The organism is Dysgonomonas sp. UBA7710 (assembly GCF_002482385.1).
Taxonomy (GTDB): domain Bacteria; phylum Bacteroidota; class Bacteroidia; order Bacteroidales; family Dysgonomonadaceae; genus Dysgonomonas.
On sequence record NZ_DLFW01000041.1, the window covers coordinates 204,320 to 225,040 of the forward strand.

At 40.8% G+C, this 20,721-nt stretch carries 11 protein-coding genes; all 11 read left to right on the forward strand.

Annotated features, from left to right (window positions below):
- The first annotated feature begins 398 nt into the window (after positions 1–398).
- The 11 genes from B3317_RS13240 to B3317_RS13290 all read left to right on the forward strand — a co-directional run bounded on the left by B3317_RS13240 (position 399) and on the right by B3317_RS13290 (position 20,626).
- Positions 399–3,584, forward strand: a complete 3,186-nt coding sequence (locus tag B3317_RS13240) for a GH92 family glycosyl hydrolase (RefSeq protein WP_291112367.1) — start codon at positions 399–401, stop codon at positions 3,582–3,584.
- Positions 3,585–3,872: 288 nt separating this feature from the next.
- Positions 3,873–4,727, forward strand: coding sequence for a KPN_02809 family neutral zinc metallopeptidase (gene ypfJ, locus B3317_RS13245; RefSeq protein WP_291112369.1), 855 nt, complete (start codon positions 3,873–3,875; stop codon positions 4,725–4,727).
- A gap of 172 nt (positions 4,728–4,899) precedes the next feature.
- Positions 4,900–5,496: an RNA polymerase sigma-70 factor gene (locus tag B3317_RS13250; RefSeq protein ID WP_291112371.1), complete on the forward strand. Its 597-nt coding sequence runs from the start codon at positions 4,900–4,902 to the stop codon at positions 5,494–5,496.
- An 86-nt stretch (positions 5,497–5,582) separates the two neighbouring features.
- Entirely contained in the window at positions 5,583–6,596 is a 1,014-nt protein-coding gene (locus tag B3317_RS13255; RefSeq protein ID WP_291112373.1) for a FecR family protein, read from the forward strand.
- Between the two features lie 191 nt (positions 6,597–6,787).
- Positions 6,788–10,057, forward strand: coding sequence for a TonB-dependent receptor (locus tag B3317_RS13260; RefSeq protein WP_291112375.1), 3,270 nt, complete (start codon positions 6,788–6,790; stop codon positions 10,055–10,057).
- 19 nt (positions 10,058–10,076) lie between these two features.
- Positions 10,077–11,714 (forward strand): RagB/SusD family nutrient uptake outer membrane protein, encoded by a 1,638-nt coding sequence (locus B3317_RS13265; RefSeq protein WP_291112377.1) that lies wholly within the window; start codon positions 10,077–10,079, stop codon positions 11,712–11,714.
- Positions 11,715–11,874: 160 nt separating this feature from the next.
- Positions 11,875–13,416 (forward strand): alpha-N-arabinofuranosidase, encoded by a 1,542-nt coding sequence (locus tag B3317_RS13270; RefSeq protein WP_291112379.1) that lies wholly within the window; start codon positions 11,875–11,877, stop codon positions 13,414–13,416.
- 7 nt (positions 13,417–13,423) lie between these two features.
- The gene (locus tag B3317_RS13275) at positions 13,424–13,984 is read left to right on the forward strand and encodes a DUF6144 family protein (RefSeq protein ID WP_291112381.1); all 561 of its coding nucleotides are present in this window, start codon (positions 13,424–13,426) and stop codon (positions 13,982–13,984) included.
- Between the two features lie 29 nt (positions 13,985–14,013).
- Positions 14,014–16,437: a TIM-barrel domain-containing protein gene (locus tag B3317_RS13280; protein WP_291112383.1), complete on the forward strand. Its 2,424-nt coding sequence runs from the start codon at positions 14,014–14,016 to the stop codon at positions 16,435–16,437.
- 180 nt (positions 16,438–16,617) lie between these two features.
- Positions 16,618–18,006 carry a family 43 glycosylhydrolase gene (locus B3317_RS13285; RefSeq protein ID WP_291112385.1) on the forward strand — a complete coding sequence of 463 codons (1,389 nt, stop codon included), beginning with the start codon at positions 16,618–16,620 and terminating at the stop codon, positions 18,004–18,006.
- Between the two features lie 37 nt (positions 18,007–18,043).
- A complete protein-coding gene (locus B3317_RS13290) occupies positions 18,044–20,626 on the forward strand; it encodes an alpha-L-arabinofuranosidase C-terminal domain-containing protein (RefSeq protein ID WP_291112388.1) in 2,583 nt (860 codons plus the stop codon).
- Positions 20,627–20,721: the final 95 nt, after the last annotated feature.

Below are 20,721 nucleotides of genomic sequence, written 5' to 3' on the forward strand. Positions count from 1 at the left end.
CTCAATAATTATAACCCCATATCCTTCTCTCAAAGATGAATAGAAGATGAATAAAGAACCAATCAAACCTTAACACGAGCATATTTTAAAAATAAAAGCAAATAACTAGTCATCCACCCTGCCATCATCCATTAACGTACATTCATCGTAAGATTACAGGCAAGAATACCGTACACATACATCTAACCTCCATCTATATGTCACAATTAATGTATGAACATATTTAAATAAAAAAAGGAAAGGGAGAATAACTATAGGAATAATAATCACAAAAAACAATCTTAATATTTTGAATATTAGAAAAAACTAATTTACTTTACATCCCAATAATGTATGAACATATATATAATAATAAGCTAACCCAATAAAGATCTAACCCAATAAACACATAAATTAATATGAAAAAAAGCATTTTATTGACAATCACGATGTGTGTATTCGCAATCATGACCTTTGCGAAGCAGACATCGGAAAACAAAGTCTGGTCGATAGGGACTTTGAATAATTCTTCTGCCGAATTTGCCTTAGGGCCGGACAATTTCAGGCAATTCCTGGCCAATGATTTTGGATATGAGGATAAATTCTATTTAGTAGGTCATTCAGATATAAAAAAAGATTTTCCATATGTACTCCCCGGTCCCACCGACACATGGGGTGGGACATGGCCAACCTCCGGCTGGCGTACGCATCAGATAAATATATTGTTCGGTCTTGATAATATTCCGGCAAACGGAGAATGGAAGCTTGTAATCAATCTCCTCGATTATGCCAAAACATTTCTCCCATTGGTTAAAGTAAGTATAAACGCGCAAGACGAAAAATTTCAGCTAGGAGATAAAGAAGCTCTGGCTAAACAGCGTAAAGCACATACTCAGGAAGCAATAACGGATACATTAGCCATCACAGGTAAGCTACAAAATGCTACAAAAAAAACGATTGAAATACCTATTAATACCAGCACCCTCAAAAAAGGCGGTAACCTTGTATCGATAACAGTTCTGGAAGGTTCCTGGATATTATTCGATGAAGTACATCTGGAAGGTCCCCAAAATGTAAAAGTTACAAACGCCGATAAGTTTTTCATCAGGGATGTATATCCGGCGGCTTATGAACTGAATACCGGAAAGAACCGATATCAGCCGCTCATTGTAGATACTCAATGGCTCGATGGCTCATCTAAAATCAGTGTTCAACTTGATGGTAAAGAAATTCTAAGTCAGGTGATTGAAGCCGGAAGATATCAACTGGAAGCGCCTATGCCTCAAGTAAAAAAACAAAAAAAAAGCAACTACCGTATTTTAAAAGATGGCATTGAAATAGAGCGGGGCACAATAGAACGTTCTCCACAAAAGCTGCAAACTCCTGCCGGCTATGTAGATACCCGTATAGGAACAGCCCATTCGCGCTGGATGATAGCACCCGGCCCATGGATGCCGTTCAGTATGGTGAAGATGAGCCCTGATAACCAAAACAACGGCTGGCAAGCTGGCTACCAGCCTTCTTTCGAAAATGTGGGCTGCTTCAGCCATATACACGAGTGGACATTGGGCGGACTTGGCGTGATGCCCGCAAACGGAGAGTTGAAAACCCAAATAGGAGACGAACAAAAGCCGGATGAGGGCTACCGCTCCCGCATAAATAAACATACCGAAGTCGCCGATATAGGTTACTATGCTGTAGACCTTACAGATTATAACATTAAAGCGGAAGTTACAGCAACTACACGTTGCGGGTTCGAACGGTTTACATTTCCTGCCGATCGTGACGGAGCACGGATTATGATAGACCTGCATCCGCCTACAGAGCAGAATTTTCAGCTTAAAGGAATAAAACTCCGCAAAGTCAGCGATTATCGTATCGAAGGTTCAAGTCATCAATTTTCACCGAATGTGTGGAGTTATGATGCCGACCAGGACTATACAGTACATTTTGTTATAGAGTTTGATCAACCGATTAAAAACATGGGACGTTGGATTGACAAAGATGTATCGCACAACATAAATGATTTAATCACCGGAACATGTAAGGATGCAGGCGTATTTGTCGAATTCGATCAGACAAAACACCCTGTGGTACAGGTGCGGTCAGGTATTTCATTCGTTAGCATCGCTAATGCGGACGAAAACCTTAGAACTGAAGTTAGCTCTAAATTCGGATGGAATTTTGATGCAATCCGTCAAAATCAGGTAAACACATGGAACGACATCTTTAACCGGGTACAAATCACAACTAACGACAGACTGGAAAAGGTACGCTTTTATAATAATATGTACCGTGCATGCAGCCGCAATACATGGAGTGACATAAACGGCGAATGGATATCGACTGACGGAAAACTACAAAAGGTTGCTGACCCGTCCAAAGACGCTATGCTGGGTTGCGACGCGTTCTGGAATACATTCTGGAACCTCAATCAGTTCTGGAATCTGGTCACTCCCGAATGGAGCAACAAATGGGTTAATTCGCAATTGGCTATGTACGATGCTAACGGATGGCTCGCCAAAGGTCCGGCCGGATTAAACTATATACCCGTTATGGTGGGCGAGCATGAAATTCCGTTGATTGTAGGAGCTTACCAAATGGGAATCCGTGACTTCGATGCGAACAAGGCTCTGGAAGCAGCTATAAAGATGCAAACAACTCCAGCTCAGAAGGTATTTAAAGGATTTGCAGGAAACCGCGACCTTGTTCCTTATATGAAGTATAAATATGTACCGTCAGACCTGGGACGTTTCTCTAATACGATGGAATATTCATACGACGACTGGACTGTCGGACAATTTGCCAAGGCCTTGGGTAATACAGAGGTATATAATACATTCAACGATCGCGGCTACTGGTGGAAAAATGTAATAAGCGACGAAGGATACTGCCATATGAAAGACAGTACCGGTAAATGGATGGAAAATTTCGATCCGTTCCGTAGTGGAGCCAATCATCACTATGTAGAGGGAAATGCCTGGCAGCTAACGTTCTTCGTTCCGCAGGATGTTCCGGCGTTGGTAGAAAAAATAGGAAAAGAACGTTTCCTTGACCGCCTCGAATGGGGATTCAATCAGGATGAAGCTTGGCGCTACAATGCCCCTAACGACCAATACTGGGATCACCCTATCGTACAAGGCAATCAACAATCAATGCATTTTGCATTCCTGTTCAGTTGGGCAGGTAAACCCTGGCTCACTCAAAAGTGGAGCCGCTCCATACTCGATCGTTACTATGGATATGAACCGGCAAATGCATATCTGGGCGATGAAGACCAGGGGCAAATGAGCGCATGGGCTGTAATGACTACTATCGGGCTTTTCCAGGTCGATGGAGGAACGCGCGTAAATCCTATCTATGAAATAGCCAGTCCTCTCTTCGAAAAAGTAGAGATCAATCTGGGTGGAAAATACGGACGGGGAGAAAAATTCACAATTGAAGCGAAGAATGCTTCGAAAAAGAATATGTATGTACAGAAAGCAACATTGAATGGCAAGGAGTTGAATACATTCCATTTCCCTGCATCGGAGTTGCTGAAAGGCGGCAGCCTTGTCCTTGAAATGGGTAATACTCCCAATATGGACTGGGGTATAGGAAAATAAGCATTCCTTAAATTAATACGAATCACAAATAAAAAAGTATTTTGGTATAGCACAGCTTTCAAATTAAAAAATAATCCCCCAACAGGAAAATTGTTGGGGGATTATCATTTTTATTACAAAGTGAAAACAAATAATAGCGGCAGATGTTTAAAATCAAAGCAGATTTGACCGGCTTCCCGGATAACAGCCAGTATATAAGATTAACTCTGAATTTTTCAGTAAACTTTATTCAAAAAACAAATCGTTTTTGTATGTTTACATAATCTAACTTTACAATAAATAAACAATATGAAACTTGACGGAAGAAGAAGGAGTGAGAATGTAGATGATCGCCGCGACAAAGGATCATCCGGTAAGATATCCTTGGGCATAGGGGGCACTATTGTAGTGGCGCTAATCGTATGGTTATTAGGTGGTAACCCGATGAATTTTGTTTCGCAACAAGCAGTCGAAAGCATGTCTACAGGACGAAATTATACTCCAACCGCAGAAGAGGAGCAGGCTGCTGCCTTTGCCGAGACAATTCTGGCAGGAACAGAGGATGTCTGGACTAAAATTTTCAATCAAAACGGGATGAAATATGTACCTCCGAAGATGGTATTATTCAGCGGGGCTACCGATTCGGGTTGCGGAAATGCATCCTCTTCTACCGGACCATTCTATTGTCCGGCCGATCAGACTGTCTATATTGACCTGTCATTCTTCAATGAAATGCAGAATCAACTGAATGCCGGAGGCGATTTTGCATACGCATATGTAATTGCCCACGAGGTAGGACATCACGTACAATATCTGTTAGGCACCCTCGACAAAGTGCATCAACAGCAACAACGCATGAGCCAAAAAGAAAGTAATCAGCTTAATGTCAGACTGGAACTGCAGGCAGATTTCTACGCGGGAGTGTGGGCATATCATGATAATAAGAATTTCAATTCAATAGAAGATGGCGATATTGAAGAAGGCCTGAACGCTGCGTCTCAGATCGGGGACGACCGCCTGCAAATGCAATCGCAGGGATACACCGTGCCCGATGCTTTCAATCACGGAACATCTGCCCAGCGTTCCCGCTGGTTGAAAAAAGGTCTTCAAAGAGGGAATATATCTGATGGAGATACATTTTCTATTCCTTATTCACAGCTGTGAGACAATAAGCGACAAATATCTTATAATCAAAAATATGAATGGCTACTCAACAAAATTGAGTAGCCATTCATATTTTATCACATCGTACAGATATGTTTTAGAACATACTATTAAATGTTCATTTTACACTTAATATATATATTTTTGCCATATAACTTTGAATCTAATATAGATGCTTTATAAAGAAAAGACAGATAAACATCTTGCGGAACTACTTTCCAAAGGCGATGAAAATGCTTTTTGTGAATTGTATATACGTTACAAAAGACGCTTATTCCTGTTTGCTATAAAGTTTTTGAAAGATAAAGAATTAACAGAAGATACCATACAAGATATATTTACACATCTGTGGGAAAGCCGTCTTTTCATTGATTCTAATTATAATTTCTCTTCTTACCTTTTCACCATCACAAAAAACAGGATATTAAACACACTGAAGAGATATAATACAGAGGAAAATATAATGAATCTTATTATGAGTAAAAGTCTGCTCGAACAGGTGTCTACTGACAATGATATTATAGATTCAGAGTATAAGAGCCTTTTTAAGGCTGCAATAAACAAGTTGCCTCCTGCCAGAAAAAAAGTATTCGTATTAAGCAGAATAGAACATATGTCACATAAAGAAATTGCTGCGGCACTGAATATTTCGGTTTATACAGTTCAGGAACATATTTCGGAATCATTGAAGTGTATTAAGGGATACCTCTCGGCACATACAGACATCCATTTCTGCCTCCCTCTATTCTTATTTTTTCTTTATCAATAAAAAAATCAAGTTTTTATAAAAAATTTCAGCTTACACCCCCAGTTGTGTAAAGGTTAATTGTATTACGTATATCAATACCATTAAAAATGCGCAAAAAAGACCTGGATATAGAAAAAATTATAGATTGTTACCTGACCAATAAATTTTCGAGACAGGACTTTATCGATTTAATGGAAAGTATAGCCCATGAGAAAGGAATGGCTGAATTTCAACGTAAGTTTAGCGAAGAATGGGAAGAAAGTATGGAGCAAAATGAAGAAGCGGATATACAGGAAAGATCAAAATTATATCATGAAGCTTCAAATATTATTGCAGACGCGAAAAGACGCGAAACTCCCATTCCCTCCCGGTTTAGAATAAAAATAGGCTATACTGTACGTTACGCCGCTTGGCTAGCAGTAATCATAGCTGTCTCAGCTTCAATATACCTTTTTACACATAAAAATAAAGAACAGACTGACGCGAAAATGTGCAATATCTCCATACCTGCCGGAGAGAAAAAAGAGATAAAATTACCCGACGAGTCTGACATATACATTAATTCTGCCAGTACACTAAAATATCCTGAAACTTTTGGAGAAAAACAGCGTCTTGTGGAATTAGCCGGAGAAGCATTTTTTAAAATCACTCCTGATAAAGAAAAACCTTTCATTATAAATACAGGCCAGATTTCAATAAAAGTCCTTGGCACATCATTTAATGTAAGGAGCTATGATGAAGACGAATGGATAGGTGTTACAGTATCTACGGGAATCGTATCAGTCAGCATTTTCGATGAAAACAGCTCTATACAATTGACTCCGAGCGAAGAATTATGGATAAATAAGAAAAACCATTACTTTCAGAAAAGTAAGAAAGATGTATTGCAAGCCTCTTCATGGAGAGACGGATATTTATACTTTGATAAAGCTCCGATCAAAGATGTAATCAATACGCTTAACAGAAAATATGCAGTAAATATTGTTCTGGCAAGACCCGGAGAAGAATATACCATAACAGGTGAGCATGACAACAAAAGCCTGCAATCGGTACTGGAATCAATCTGCTTTATAACAAAGTTGAAACAGAAAAAAAATGGAAATAATATTACTCTTTATTGACAAATACCATAATTACCAAATGAAAAAGACAATAGCCTATGAAGAAATGAGAAAGATTTACAAAAATGAATGAGCAGCAACTATCACATCACTGCTCACACTTTTACCCCGGAAATATCAAGTCTACCAAAAATGATTACCGGAAAAAGTTTAGTTTAAAAGAAAAGTTAACTCTTAAACATCACAAAATTATGAATTTAATTTCAAAAAAACAGATAATAATTGTAATATCGGCAATTATGCTGTTTCCGTTATTCTCTAGTCCGACATATGCGAATAATATTATTTATGAAAAATATCAGGATAAAAGAATTACATTGAAACACGCAAATGCTCCTATCAAAAGTATTTTTGCATCAATTACCAGTCAGACCAGCCTCAAATTTATATTTGAAGAATCTGTACTGGAAAAAGTTAAAAACATATCTATAGATATTAAAAGCGGTACATTGAACAGCGTTTTAGATGTAATATCCAAACAAACAGGATTGGTATTCAGACAAAACGACAACACCATCGCTGTAAGTATGGGGACAATACAACATCAAACGGCACAAGTTCCCACCCGGCAATCTGATAAAATATCAGGGACAATACTGGATGTCAATAATGAACCTCTCATTGGCGTATCAGTCACAATAAAAGGAACTACCAAAGGAACAATTACAGATGAAGACGGCAAATTTCAATTAGATGTACCAGAGAATGACATTCTTATATTTTCATATATTGGTTATGAAACACAAGAAGTTGCCGTAAAAGGTAAATCCGTGATTAATCTCACATTGAATGAAAACCTGAATGACCTAAATGAAGTTGTAGTTATCGGTTATGGTACACAGCGCAAAGGAGATATTACGAGTTCGGTAGCCAGTGTAAAATCCGAAAACTTTACAAAAGGCGCGGTAAAAGATGTGGGACAACTGATTCAGGGTAAAGTGGCCGGATTAGCCATCTCCAATCCTAATGGTGACCCAACAGGAAGTACACAGATACAATTACGTGGTAACAATTCCATCAAGGGAGCAAATACCGATCCGCTTATTCTGATCGATGGTATACCCGGAAGTCTTAGCACAGTTGCTCCGGAAGATGTTGAGTCCGTTGATGTGTTGAAAGACGGATCTGCTGCCGCTATCTACGGGACACGGGGTACAAACGGGGTAATTTTAATAACAACCAAAAGAGCACAGGGTGCACAGATAAATACAGTGGAATACAATGGTTATATCAGTACATCTAAGATAGCCAACAAACTGGATATGCTTAGTGCGAGCGAATTCCGCGAATTGTATCCTACTGAAGATCATGGCGGAGATACCGATTGGCTTAACGAGATTACACGCACTCCGCTAACCCATGTTCATAACCTTTCCCTTCAGGGTGGAACTGCAAGCACAAACTATATTGCTAATATAAACTATACTTCGCAAGAAGGTATTATGAAAAAATCGGATTCTGAAACTTTTCAGGGACGAATTCAGGTTTCCCACCGCATGTTCGATGATAAATTGCAATTAAGATTCGGAATCTTGGGTAAGAAAAATCAATTTGCATCTACCAATAATGCAGGAAGCTGGAACGGCTATACATACCGTCAGGCAACACTCCACAACCCAACTGATCCGGTAAGGAATGCTGATGGAAGCTGGTATGAGAATGTAAACAAATTTGAATATGAAAATCCTCTTGCAAGGCTGTATGAATGCTACGGAAATGTAAAAAACACAGATATCCGCTTCAATGGAAGCATCATCTACAATCCCATCAAGGATTTGACTTTGAGTGCTGTTATGTCTTATAATCGTCAAAACAGAAACCATGGATATTCTGAAACCAGAAACCATATTTCAGCACTCCGGGATGGTTTGGCAGGTTGGTCTTCGGTAGGAGCCTATACTAAAATGGAGAAATTAGTTGAACTCACGGCTCAATACAACAAAGAAATAAATGCCCATAAATTCAGTATATTGGGAGGATATAGCTACAATGAAACCGATTTTGAAGACATGTATTTTTCCAATTACGGATTTCAGGACGACTATATGGGCGGCTGGCATAATATAGGAGCCGGATCTGCTCTTAAAGAAGGTTTAGCTGAAGGGTCGTCGACAAAAACGACAAGCAATCTCATCGGTTTTTTTGGTCGTGCTACCTATTCTTATATGAATAAATACCTGCTCATGGCAAGCTTGCGTTACGAAGGTGCAAGTCAGTTATGGGGAACAGATAATGAATGGGGAGCTTTTCCTTCCGTATCATTAGGATGGAGAATTACAGAAGAGGCCTTTATGAAAGACCAGCATATATTTGACGATCTAAAACTTCGTATAGGATATGGAGTTACGGGATCTCAGCCTAGTGCCAGATTTTTAGGTATAGCAATGGTTAATTATGGAGGCTACGCATATGTGAACGGTAAATGGGTGAAGACTGTAGTTCCGGCATCAAATGCCAATCCTGACCTGAAATGGGAGGAGAAAAAGGAAACAAATATAGGTATTGATTTTACAGCTCTCAAAGGACGTTTATCGGGAGCTATTGATATTTATAACCGTGAAGTAGATGGCTTATTATTCGAGTATACCGTACCTACTCCTCCCAACTTATACCCAACGACTTGGGCTAATGGAGGAAAACTGCAAAATAGAGGTCTCGAGCTCCTATTATCAGGAATTCCTGTTGTGAATAAGGATTTTGAATGGAATACAACAGTAACCTTCTCAACTAACTCAAACAAGCTGAAAAGCCTGTCAGGAAGTGTATTCAAGACGGAATATGACTATTTCGATACAGGAACTGCCGAATATTCTGGACAAGTGACGGGATCACACCGTGTACAGGTAGGGGAGAAAATAGGGAATTTCTACGGATTCAAAGTGGTAGATGTAGATGATGAAGGTAAATGGATTTATTTGGATAGAGATGGTAATAGAGTACCTTACGATAATTTCACGCATGCTCCGGAAGATAAGCATATGATAGGGAATGGTGTTCCTACATGGTATGGCGGATGGAATAACAGTTTCCGTTATAAAAAATTCGATCTGAATATTACGATGCGTGGCGCTTTTGGGTTCCAGATAATAAATGCCGCTCGTATGAACTACGAAAACACGAAGAACAGTAGAATGGAAAACAGACTAAAATCTGTAACGGATAAAGTTTTCGGCAAAACGCAACTGAGCAAATCCGTTGAACCGGAATTCAATAGCTACTACATAGAAGATGGAGATTACTGGAAAATAGATAATATTACATTAGGCTACACTTTCGACAAAGTAGGTAAATATATCAAGTCGCTTCGCGTCTATGGTTCTGTACTGAACGCCCTGACTATAACAGGATACAAAGGCATCGACCCTGAGTTGGAAATCAACGGATTGACTCCGGGGTATGACAGTAGAGACAGATATCCGACAGTTCGCTCATTCACTCTTGGTGTAGGCGTTAAATTCTAACTAATAAATTGAATATAAAATGAAAACAAAAATATTATCATTCGGACTTTGTACCATTTTTATATTGCTTAATATCACTTCTTGTACCGATCTGAAGAGTGATAGCTATGGAACAATCCCATCCGATCAGTATAAACCTACCACAGAAGAAGAAATAGGTTATTTAGTCAATGCTGCTTACGTGTCGTGGCGTGAAACGATGCTACTTTGGAATGGGGTTGTCCGTTCACAGGAACTTTGTGCCGACCAGGATGTTATACCGGGACGTGATGGTATCGGTTGGGTTGACGGATATATCTATAAAAGATGGCATCAGCATACCTGGACATCAGAAGATGATGGTGTTCTTCAAGGATGGGCACGTACATATAAGGGCATCAATACCTGCAATCGTTTATTATCTCAGATTGATGATGGAGCAATTGCAGTATCAGGAGAAACGAAAGATGCTCTGATTGCCGAACTAAAAGTGTTACGTGCTTCTTATTATTACATTTTGGTGGATTTGTATGGGAATGTTCCTATCGTTACCGACTATAAAGATGTATCACTCCCTCAGCAATCAACACGGTTACAGGTGTATAATTTTATTATAGATGAATTAACTAATAACGTCGATCTCCTTTCAGAAACTCCCAGAGGTGCTCTTTACGGACGTATGAATAAATGGGTTGGTTATACCATATTGGCAAAGATGTACCTGAACGCGGAAGTATGGAGCGGTACAGCCGAATGGCAAAACTGTATCGATGCATGTGATAAGGTGATTGATTATGCAAATGAATCAAAGGAATATGGCTTGGAAAGTGAGCAGAAAAACATCTTTGTAACTAAGAACGAGAACTCTAAAGAAATCATATTCGGTCTCCCTTTTGATGAAGTTTACGTAACTGACTGGAACGCTTTCGACTTCCACCTGTACACACTAGCTCCTGAAAACCAAACTACTTATGGATTCACTGCCAGACCTTGGGGTGGCGTTTGTGCTATTCCTCAGTTTATCGATTCTTATGATTCTGATGATATACGGTTAACTGAAAATTACATTTCAGGTCCGCAATACACATCGCTTACCGGTACACAACCATTGGAGCGTAGTGATGGCGGAGGACAACTTATTTATATAAAATCTGTTCCTTCGATCGACAACTCGGATATGGCCGATGGATTCAGATGGGGAAAATTTGAGTATGCAGAAGGTTCTACCAACCGCTTGAGCAATGATTGGCCGCAGTTCCGGTATGCAGATATTCTGATGATGAAAGCTGAAGCATTGATGAGATCAAATCAGGCCGGAGCAGGTGCACTTGTAACAGAAGTCAGGGAAAGAGCATTCAGGAATACCAATCCGGCAAAAGCTACTGTGACAGATGCAGAACTGAAACTGGGAAGTGTTTATGACTATGGTCGCCGCGATGTATACAGTACCACCAGCGAAGGTGGAAACGATATTCAATATGGTCGTTTCCTCGATGAATTAGGATGGGAATTTGCACAGGAAGGTCGCCGTCGTCAGGACTTGATCCGATTTGGAGTTTTCTCAGCTAAATCATGGTTTTCACATGATGCCACAAAAAATAAGAACCGGGATCTTTACCCAATACCAAATTCCATATTACTAACTAACAGCAACTTAAAACAGAATCCGGGTTATTAAAACAAGATTCATTACCGGTAGTATTAGCATATGCTACCGGTAATAATTCCGAAACAATAACATATTTGACCGATTATTCATCCATTATGACTAATCTCTGGTCGTAAGAGGTCTGAAATAATACCTACTTTAGAATTATTAAATCTATAACCATAAAACAATGAAAAAAAAACTTTTACTTACCGCTTTAGTTTTAGTTAGTTCCTTTTCAGCTTTCTCACAGCAAAAGGATGTATCTATCCGCATTTATCCCGAAAGAGGTAAGCAAATTATCAGTAAGCACATATACGGACACTTTGCCGAACATCTCGGCACTTGTATCTATGGAGGCTTATGGGTTGGAAAAGATTCAAAGATACCCAATACAAAAGGCTACCGTACCGATGTGCTGAATGCTCTGAAAAAACTTCAGATCCCTAACCTGCGTTGGCCGGGCGGATGCTTTGCCGATGAATATCACTGGATGGACGGGATAGGCCCGAAAGAAAACCGTCCGAAGATGGTTAATAACAACTGGGGCGGAGTTGTAGAAGACAACAGTTTTGGAACGCACGAATTTCTCAATCTTTGTGAATTACTTGAATGCGAACCATATATCAGCGGAAATGTAGGAAGCGGCACTGTCGAAGAACTTGCCAAATGGGTAGAATATATGACATCCGACGGTGATAGCCCGATGGCAAACCTGCGCCGTAAGAACGGACGGGATAAAGCATGGAAAGTAAAATATCTGGGAGTTGGTAACGAAAGCTGGGGTTGTGGAGGAGACATGCTCCCCGACTATTATGCAGACTTGTATCGCCGTTATGCCGTTTACTGCCGCAATTTTGACGGAAATAAACTCTTCAAAATAGCCAGTGGAGCCAGTGACTATGATTATAACTGGACAGATGTACTGATGAAAAAAGCCGGAAAGAAAATGCACGGGCTTTCACTTCATTACTATACGGTTACAGGATGGAGCGGCAGCAAAGGTTCGGCAACGGAATTCACTCCGGATGATTATTATTGGACAATGGGAAAATGCCTTGAAATAGAAGAAGTCATTCAAAAGCATATGACCATTATGGATAAATACGACAAAGATAAAAAAGTAGGGCTCATGGTAGACGAATGGGGTACTTGGTGGGACGTGGAACCGGGTACTAATCCGGGATTCCTGTTTCAACAGAATACTATGCGCGATGCGTTTGTTGCCGCCCTCTCATTGAATGTATTCAACAAGTATGGCGACCGCATTCAGATGGCTAATATAGCGCAGGTAGTCAATGTACTTCAATCAATGATATTGACCAAAGACGATAAGATGACCCTGACCCCGACTTACCATGTCTTCGACATGTACCGTGTACATCAGGATGCAACTTATCTGCCGATGGATATTATCTCGGAGACAAAAGAGATAAGAGGCCGTAATGTAGCATTAGTAAATGCTTCTGCCTCACAAAAAGACGGATTGACACATATTACGCTGGCAAATATAGACCTGAATGCAGAACAGAATGTAAATATAGATTTCTCAAACGCGAAGATAAATAGTGTGAAAGGACGGATTCTGACCTCGAAAAACATTGAAGATCACAATACTTTCGAAAATCCTGACTTGGTAAAACCTCAGACCTTCACCGGTGCTAAAATAGAAAATGGCAAGCTAAATATCAAACTGCCGGCCAAATCGATTGTTGTTCTTGAAATAAAATAGTACAACCATGACTTTATCCAGACGAAATTTTATAAAAAAGGCTTGTTTGAGTAGCGCATGTATCTGCGGATTCAATACAATCTCCGGTGTTAACATCACCAACAATGCTGAAACACTCAACGACGATCGGAGTGCTGTTATATTTCAAAAGTGGATATCGGAAATACTTACTAATCTGGATAACAATCTGCCTGAAACAGAGATCCGGAAATTAGTAAAATCTGCGTCTGTAGCCCATTATCAAAATTTAAACATGGATGTATCGTTAACTCCTTATATAGGAAAAATGGATGATTTCATTCAATTTATAGAAAAAGAATGGGGTTGGATATTTAGTTACGAAGACAACGGAAAAGTTATATTGGCCGACGAAAACAAATCAGCCTGTGTATGTCCTCTGATCAATAAGAAAGAGGCTGTCAGATACCCTGCATTATGTTTTTGCTCCGAAGGGTTTGCCGAAATGATGTTTTCCAAAGTGAACGGAAGTCCGGTAAAGGCAACTGTTATTTCTTCCATACAACGGGGAAATGAAAAGTGTGTTTATCGTATTATTCTGAAAGAGTAAAAATCTGAAAATTCAATCATTAATTAATTATGGTTAGTATTAGAAAGAATAGCTTACTATTCATTTTATTCATCATAGCCGGGCAATTATTCGCCCAGACATATCAAGAGACTGACAAGGGAATAAAAACAAATGTACAGTCGATGGATGTAGAAATACAATTCTACAGTCCGGCAATCGTACGCGTAATAAAATCTCCGGAAGGCAGAGTTTTCAAAAAGGAAAGTCTATCGGTAATCAAAACACCGCAAACAACAGCATTAGACATCAATCAGAATGGGAATATAGTATCCCTGAACAGTGAATTGCTGCAAGTTACCGTCAATCTGAATACAGGAAAAGTTGCTTACTCCGACAAAGCCGGAAAAACTCTTTTTACAGAAAAAGATTATGGCACACAATTCTCCAACTTCAATAATGCAGGAAGTAAGACATTCAGTGTGCGTCAGGCCTTTCTTCTCGACAAAGACGAAGCCATTTACGGGTTAGGCCAGCAACAAACGAATAAACTGAACCAGCGCGGAGAAAAAATATTCATGCGTCAGCGCGCCTTATACGCAAGCATTCCTTTTATACAATCGGTGAAAGGATATGGTATATTCTGGGACAACTACTCTCCCACCACATTCAATGATAATCCGCAGGAGATGTCTTTCGACTCGGAAGTAGGCGAATGCTCCGATTATTATTTCATGTACGGTAAAAGCGGGGACGGAGTTATCGCCCAGATGCGTGACCTAACAGGACAGGCCCCGATGTATCCGTTGTGGACATTCGGATTCTGGCAATCAAGAGAAAGATATAAGAGCCAGAAAGAGATGATGGAAGTAGTGGATAAATACAGGCAACTGGGCATTCCTCTCGATGGTATTATACAGGACTGGCAATACTGGGGACCTAATACCAACTGGAACTCTATGAGCTTCGACAATCCGGAATTTCCCGATCCGCAAGGTATGATCGACCATGTACATAAACAAAATGCGCATATCATGATTTCTGTCTGGGCCTCATTCGGCCCTGATACGAAACCATATAAGGTGATGAAAGAAAAAAATATGTTGCTCGACTTTATCACATGGCCGGCTTCCAGTACTGACACATGGCCGCCCGACCCGAATAAGCCTTCGGGTGTAAGGGCTTATGACGCCTATAATCCTGAAGCTCGCGACATTTATTGGGATTACATGAATAAAGGACTTTTTTCGAAGGGGATAGATGCATGGTGGCTCGACTCCACCGAACCCGACCATCTGGATGTCAAAGAATCCGACTTCGATATACCCACCTATCTCGGTACTTTCCGCAGTGTACGCAATGCATTCCCGCTTCAATCGAACAAAGGTGTGTATGAACATCAGAGAGCTACCGCGTCAGATAAACGTGTCTATTTGCTCACCCGATGCGCTTTTGCCGGACAACAACGATATGCAGCTAACACCTGGTCGGGAGATGTAGTCGCAAAATGGGACGTTCTGAAAAGGCAAATACCTACCGGACTCAATTTCTCTCTTAGCGGCATTCCGTACTGGAATACCGATATAGGCGGTTTCTTCCTATGGGAATATGAAGGAGAAGTAAGCAACAAAGCATATCACGAATTATATACACGCTGGTTTCAGTACGGTACATTCACACCTATGCAACGTTCGCACGGTAGTGGTGTATCAAAAGAAATATATTTCTTCGGGAAGAAAGGTGATTGGGCTTATGACTCGGAAGAAAAGTATATCAACCTGCGTTATAGCATGATTCCTTACATGTATTCTACAGCCTGGGATGTAACCAGCAACTCCGGTTCATTCCTGCGTGCCTTATTTATGGATTTCAACGAAGACAAAAAAGTGCACGATATAAGCAATCAGTATATGTTCGGCAAATCGTTCCTTGTTACACCTGTTACCGACCCGATGTATGTTTCCGCAGAAGAAAAAGATAAATGGAAGAATCCGGTGGAAAATTTTAGCAAAATAAAGACTCAGGCAGTCTATTTGCCTCAGGGTACAGACTGGTTCGATTTCTGGACAGGCGAGAAATTAAACGGAGGCCAAACTATCGATAAAGAAGTGCCGATAGATATCATCCCTTTGTATATAAGAGCCGGATCGATTATTCCTTGGGGGCCGAAAGTACAATATGCCACCGAAAAGAAATGGGATAACCTCGAAATAAGGGTTTATACAGGGGCAGACGGAGAGTTCGTTCTGTACGAAGATGAAAACGACAATTATAATTACGAAAAAGGGATTTATTCGACAATCAAACTTAAATGGAATGACCAAAGCAGGACTCTAACCATTGAAAACAAGAACGGAGACTTTCCGGGTATGCTGAAAAATCGCAGATTCCGGATTGTACTCGTCAACCAACTGAAAGGGATTGGCGTTGAAAACTCTCTGAAGATAGATAAAGTAGTTACCTATAAAGGAAAAGAAGTTTCAATAAAACTCTGAAATAGACAAACTTCTCTTCGCCGAAGCATGGCGCAGTAATACACCTGACAAAAAAAGAGGCAGAATGACTGGCAAAGCACTGGGGTTTGAAGATGAAATTTTAAGTCGGCGATAATTAAGGACAAAGCTGTTTATTCCGATCCCCTACCCGATTAATACATATTGATAAATTAATATTATATGAAGAAAAATTTTATTTACCTGTCATTATTGTTCACCGTCTTGCTCACAGCATGCGGAGGTAGTAAATCAACAGACTCCCGGGAAACGACGGAACTTCGCAGTCCGGTTATTCCCGGCTATTTTGCCGACCCTTCTATTGTACAATATGAAGGCAAATTTTATATGTATGCAACGGCTGACCCTTGGGGAGCAGAATTCCTCTCGTGTTGGGTATCGGATGATTTTCAGAACTGGACATTTCATCAGTTAAACTGGCCTACCAAGGCACTGTGTACTTCCCTTACATCGAATAATAACAATGTATGGGCGCCATCGGTCGTAAAAAAAAGAGATACTTTCTACATGTATGTATCGGTAGGCTCGGAAATATGGTGCGGCAAGGCTAAACATCCGCTGGGCCCGTGGGAGAATATGATGGGCGACCAACCGATGTTACCGTTCGACACCACTCGTTTTTACCATGTAATAGATGCCGAAGCCTTTATTGATGATGACGGCAAAGCCTATCTCTACTGGGGTTCGGGCTGGGATTGGATAAACGGGCATTGTTATGCAGCCGAACTGAATGATGATATGCATACGTTCAAAACAGAACCGAAAGAGGTTACTCCCGCTCATTATTTCGAGGGGCCGCTAATGATAAAGCACAGTTCGAAATATTACCTCACCTACTCGGAAGGAAAAACCATTGACGAAACCTATGAAGTAAGGTATGCAGTGGGCGATACGCCGTTAGGCCCTTTCACCGAAGCTGAAAACAGCCCTGTTCTGAAAACAGCGGACAGCCTTAAGGTATATGGCCCCGGACATCATACCATCATGCCATTCGAAGGAAAAAATTATATCGTGTACCATCGTCACAGCCTTCCATTCAATACGGGAACAGCCTTCCGTCAGATATGCATCAACGAACTTGAGTTTGACGGGCAGAACGGACAGATAAAGAATATCACGCCATACAGCGTACAGTCTTTCCCTAAACTTTCGCCAAAGGAAGTTATTTACATCCAACCTGCATCAGTATCCGCAAGTTCGGAGAAAGAGGAATACACTGCTGTAAAGGATTTGACGGATAACGATTTCAGCACCTTGTGGAAAGCCTCGGAGACAGATGAAAACGCATGGATTAAAGCAGATTTCAAATCTGATACTTTCATCAAAACAATGGAAATACGATTCGAATATCCCTGGAAAACCTATTTCATAAAAGTAGAAAGTTCTGTGGACGGAAATGTATGGGAGACCATCGCCGACCATACAGAGAAAGGAATATCAGGTTCACCGGTAAATATTGATATAAATAAAAAAGCTTCATATATCCGGATTGTATTCAATAGTTCCGTAAAAGAGCCCGTTCCGGCTATCTGGGATTTGTTTTTTTATTAATATGATATATCCAAATCAAATATAAACGTACTTTAGAATGAAAAAAGCAAGTATCTACCTCTTAATTATTTTACTCTTTATTCCTGTATTTAAAACAATTGCCAGTGAACCCACATCGGCTTATCTGTTCGCGTACGCTACTGATAAGAATTCCAATCACAACGGCCTGCACTTCGCATGGAGTGTAGACAAGGAAAACTGGTTCCCCATAGGCCCCGAACACAGTTATGTAAAATGTGACTACGGACGCTGGGGCTCTGAGAAAAAAATGTTTTCTCCTTTCCTCTTCCAGTCTCCCGATGGTATGTGGAACTGCGTATGGAGCATGAACGAAAGAGACGGGGCGTTTGCCGCCGTATCATCTCCCGACCTTGTCTACTGGGGGCGGCAATCCTACCCTCTGGTCATGGAAAACGGGAATTGCCTTTCACCTGAAATCACCTACGACAATGCAAGTAAACTTTATACAATCACATGGTTAAGCTCGGATAAGCAAGCCTATGCCGTTACCACGAAAGATTTTAAAGATTACAGTTCTGCAAAAAAAGTTGCAGGCATTCCCAATCTGCGGGAAACTGCAATTATATCAGGAAAAACTGAAACTGGAACATTGCACCAAGTGTCGTGGAAAGTGATTGACGGACTGATAAAAGCGCAGCAATTAGTGGCTTATAAAAGTATATTGAACGCCGAGAATTCAAGCACTGACAAAGAGCGTTTTGCTTCTCTAAAACCTGTGGATGCAACCATCACCCTAGATGCTTCCAAAACTAAAAAAATAAGCGATCTGCTATTGGGAATGTTCTTTGAAGATATAAACTATGCTGCCGATGGAGGTCTTTATGCGGAGCTTATCCAGAACAGGGGTTTCGAATACGCTCTGAGCGATAAGGAAGGACGCGACAAAGACTGGAACAACTACAAAGCATGGAGTGTAACCGGCGATCAGGCTGTATTCACAATCGATTCCGTATCCCCTATCCATCCCAATAACAAGCATTATGCCATGCTTCAGGTCAGCCAGCCAGGTACAGGGCTGATAAACGAAGGATTCGACGGTATCGCTGTAAAAGCCGGAGAGAAATATAACTTCTCGGTATTTGCACGCACACCGGAAGCAAAAAAAGGAAAACTAATTGTAAGACTGACTGATAAGAACGGGAAGATTTATGGAGAAACTACCACAAAAGCCATTTCCGGCGACTGGAAGAAATATGATGCCGTAATAACCGTTAGCCAGACTATAACAGACGCAAAACTGGAGGTCGTTCCACAAATGACGGGCAGAGTGGAACTGGATATGATTTCTCTTTTCCCTCAAAAAACGTTCAGAGGACACAAAAACGGATTGCGGGAAGACCTCGCTCAGGTTATCGCCGATATGAATCCGCGTTTTGTCCGCTTCCCCGGAGGTTGTGTGGCTCATGGCGACGGACTGGGCAATATATACCATTGGAAAAATACGATAGGCCCGCTCGAAGCCCGCAAACCTCAACGGAACCTGTGGGGATACCATCAGACAGCCGGATTGGGGTATTTCGAATACTTCCGGTTCTGCGAAGATTTAGGAGCTGAGCCGGTTCCTGTGGTAGCGGCAGGAGTACCGTGCCAGAATTCGGCGCACCACGGTTGCTCTCTGGGCGGGCAACAAGGCGGAATACCGATGAGCGAAATGGGAAATTATATACAGGATGTACTAGACCTGATAGAATGGGCAAATGGCGATGTAAACACCACATGGGGTAAAAAACGTGCAGAGGCAGGGCATCCCAAACCATTCAACCTGAAATATATCGGAATAGGAAACGAAGACATTATCTCCGATATTTTCGAGGAACGTTTTACCATGATATTCAATGCCGTAAAAGAAAAGTATCCCGAAATAACCGTAATAGGCACAGTCGGGCCTTTCTATGAAGGGACAGACTATGTGGAAGGCTGGGGTATCGCCGATAAATTACATATCCCGATGGTAGATGAGCATTATTACAATCCACCGGGATGGTATATCCACAATCAGGATTTTTACGACAAATACGACCGTTCGAAGTCGAAAGTGTATCTGGGTGAATATGCCGCCCACCTTCCGGGCAGGCCGAATAATGTGGAAACAGCTTTGGCTGAAGCTCTTCATCTGGCCAATGTGGAGCGTAACGGAGATATTGTAACAATGACTTCTTATGCGCCACTGCTGGCAAAAGAAGGACATACCCAATGGAATCCCGACCTGATATATTTCAATAATACCGAAGTGAAACCGACTGTGAGCTATTATGTACAGAAACTGTACGGACAGCATTCGGGAGACGAATACCTGACAAGTAAGATAGAGCTTTCAGACAATCGGGATGCTGTTCAGAAACGTATTGCAAAATCAATCGTCCGCGATAGCAAGACCGGAGATGTGATTGTGAAACTGGTGAATTTGCTGCCTGTAGAAGTAAATGCAAAATTAGACCTGACGGGCATCAGTATAACAAATCCTATGGCTTCAAGAACTTTGCTGACAGGCACACCTGACGATAAATCGGCCAAACCGGTATCAGATAGTTTCAATGTAGGGGATAACTGTAAATTACCCGCTTATTCTTTCACTGTGCTAAGGTTTAAGACGAATTAAAAAGTTTATCTATATAGTAAGCTATTAGCCTCTAGCTGTTAGCTTATAGCTCTTTGAAAAAATAATTAGCAGATTTGTAAATTAGCATATTAGCA

Excerpts from the sequence above, each read along its gene's own strand:
- B3317_RS13260 (WP_291112375.1), top strand. The coding sequence starts at position 6,788 with ATGAATTTAATTTCAAAAAAACAGATAATAATTGTAATATCGGCAATT.
- B3317_RS13265 (WP_291112377.1), top strand. The coding sequence starts at position 10,077 with ATGAAAACAAAAATATTATCATTCGGACTTTGTACCATTTTTATATTG.
- B3317_RS13280 (WP_291112383.1), top strand. The coding sequence starts at position 14,014 with ATGGTTAGTATTAGAAAGAATAGCTTACTATTCATTTTATTCATCATA.
- B3317_RS13285 (WP_291112385.1), top strand. The coding sequence starts at position 16,618 with ATGAAGAAAAATTTTATTTACCTGTCATTATTGTTCACCGTCTTGCTC.
- B3317_RS13275 (WP_291112381.1), top strand. The coding sequence starts at position 13,424 with ATGACTTTATCCAGACGAAATTTTATAAAAAAGGCTTGTTTGAGTAGC.
- B3317_RS13240 (WP_291112367.1), top strand. The coding sequence starts at position 399 with ATGAAAAAAAGCATTTTATTGACAATCACGATGTGTGTATTCGCAATC.
- B3317_RS13250 (WP_291112371.1), top strand. The coding sequence starts at position 4,900 with ATGCTTTATAAAGAAAAGACAGATAAACATCTTGCGGAACTACTTTCC.
- B3317_RS13255 (WP_291112373.1), top strand. The coding sequence starts at position 5,583 with ATGCGCAAAAAAGACCTGGATATAGAAAAAATTATAGATTGTTACCTG.
- B3317_RS13270 (WP_291112379.1), top strand. The coding sequence starts at position 11,875 with ATGAAAAAAAAACTTTTACTTACCGCTTTAGTTTTAGTTAGTTCCTTT.
- ypfJ (WP_291112369.1), top strand. The coding sequence starts at position 3,873 with ATGAAACTTGACGGAAGAAGAAGGAGTGAGAATGTAGATGATCGCCGC.
- B3317_RS13290 (WP_291112388.1), top strand. The coding sequence starts at position 18,044 with ATGAAAAAAGCAAGTATCTACCTCTTAATTATTTTACTCTTTATTCCT.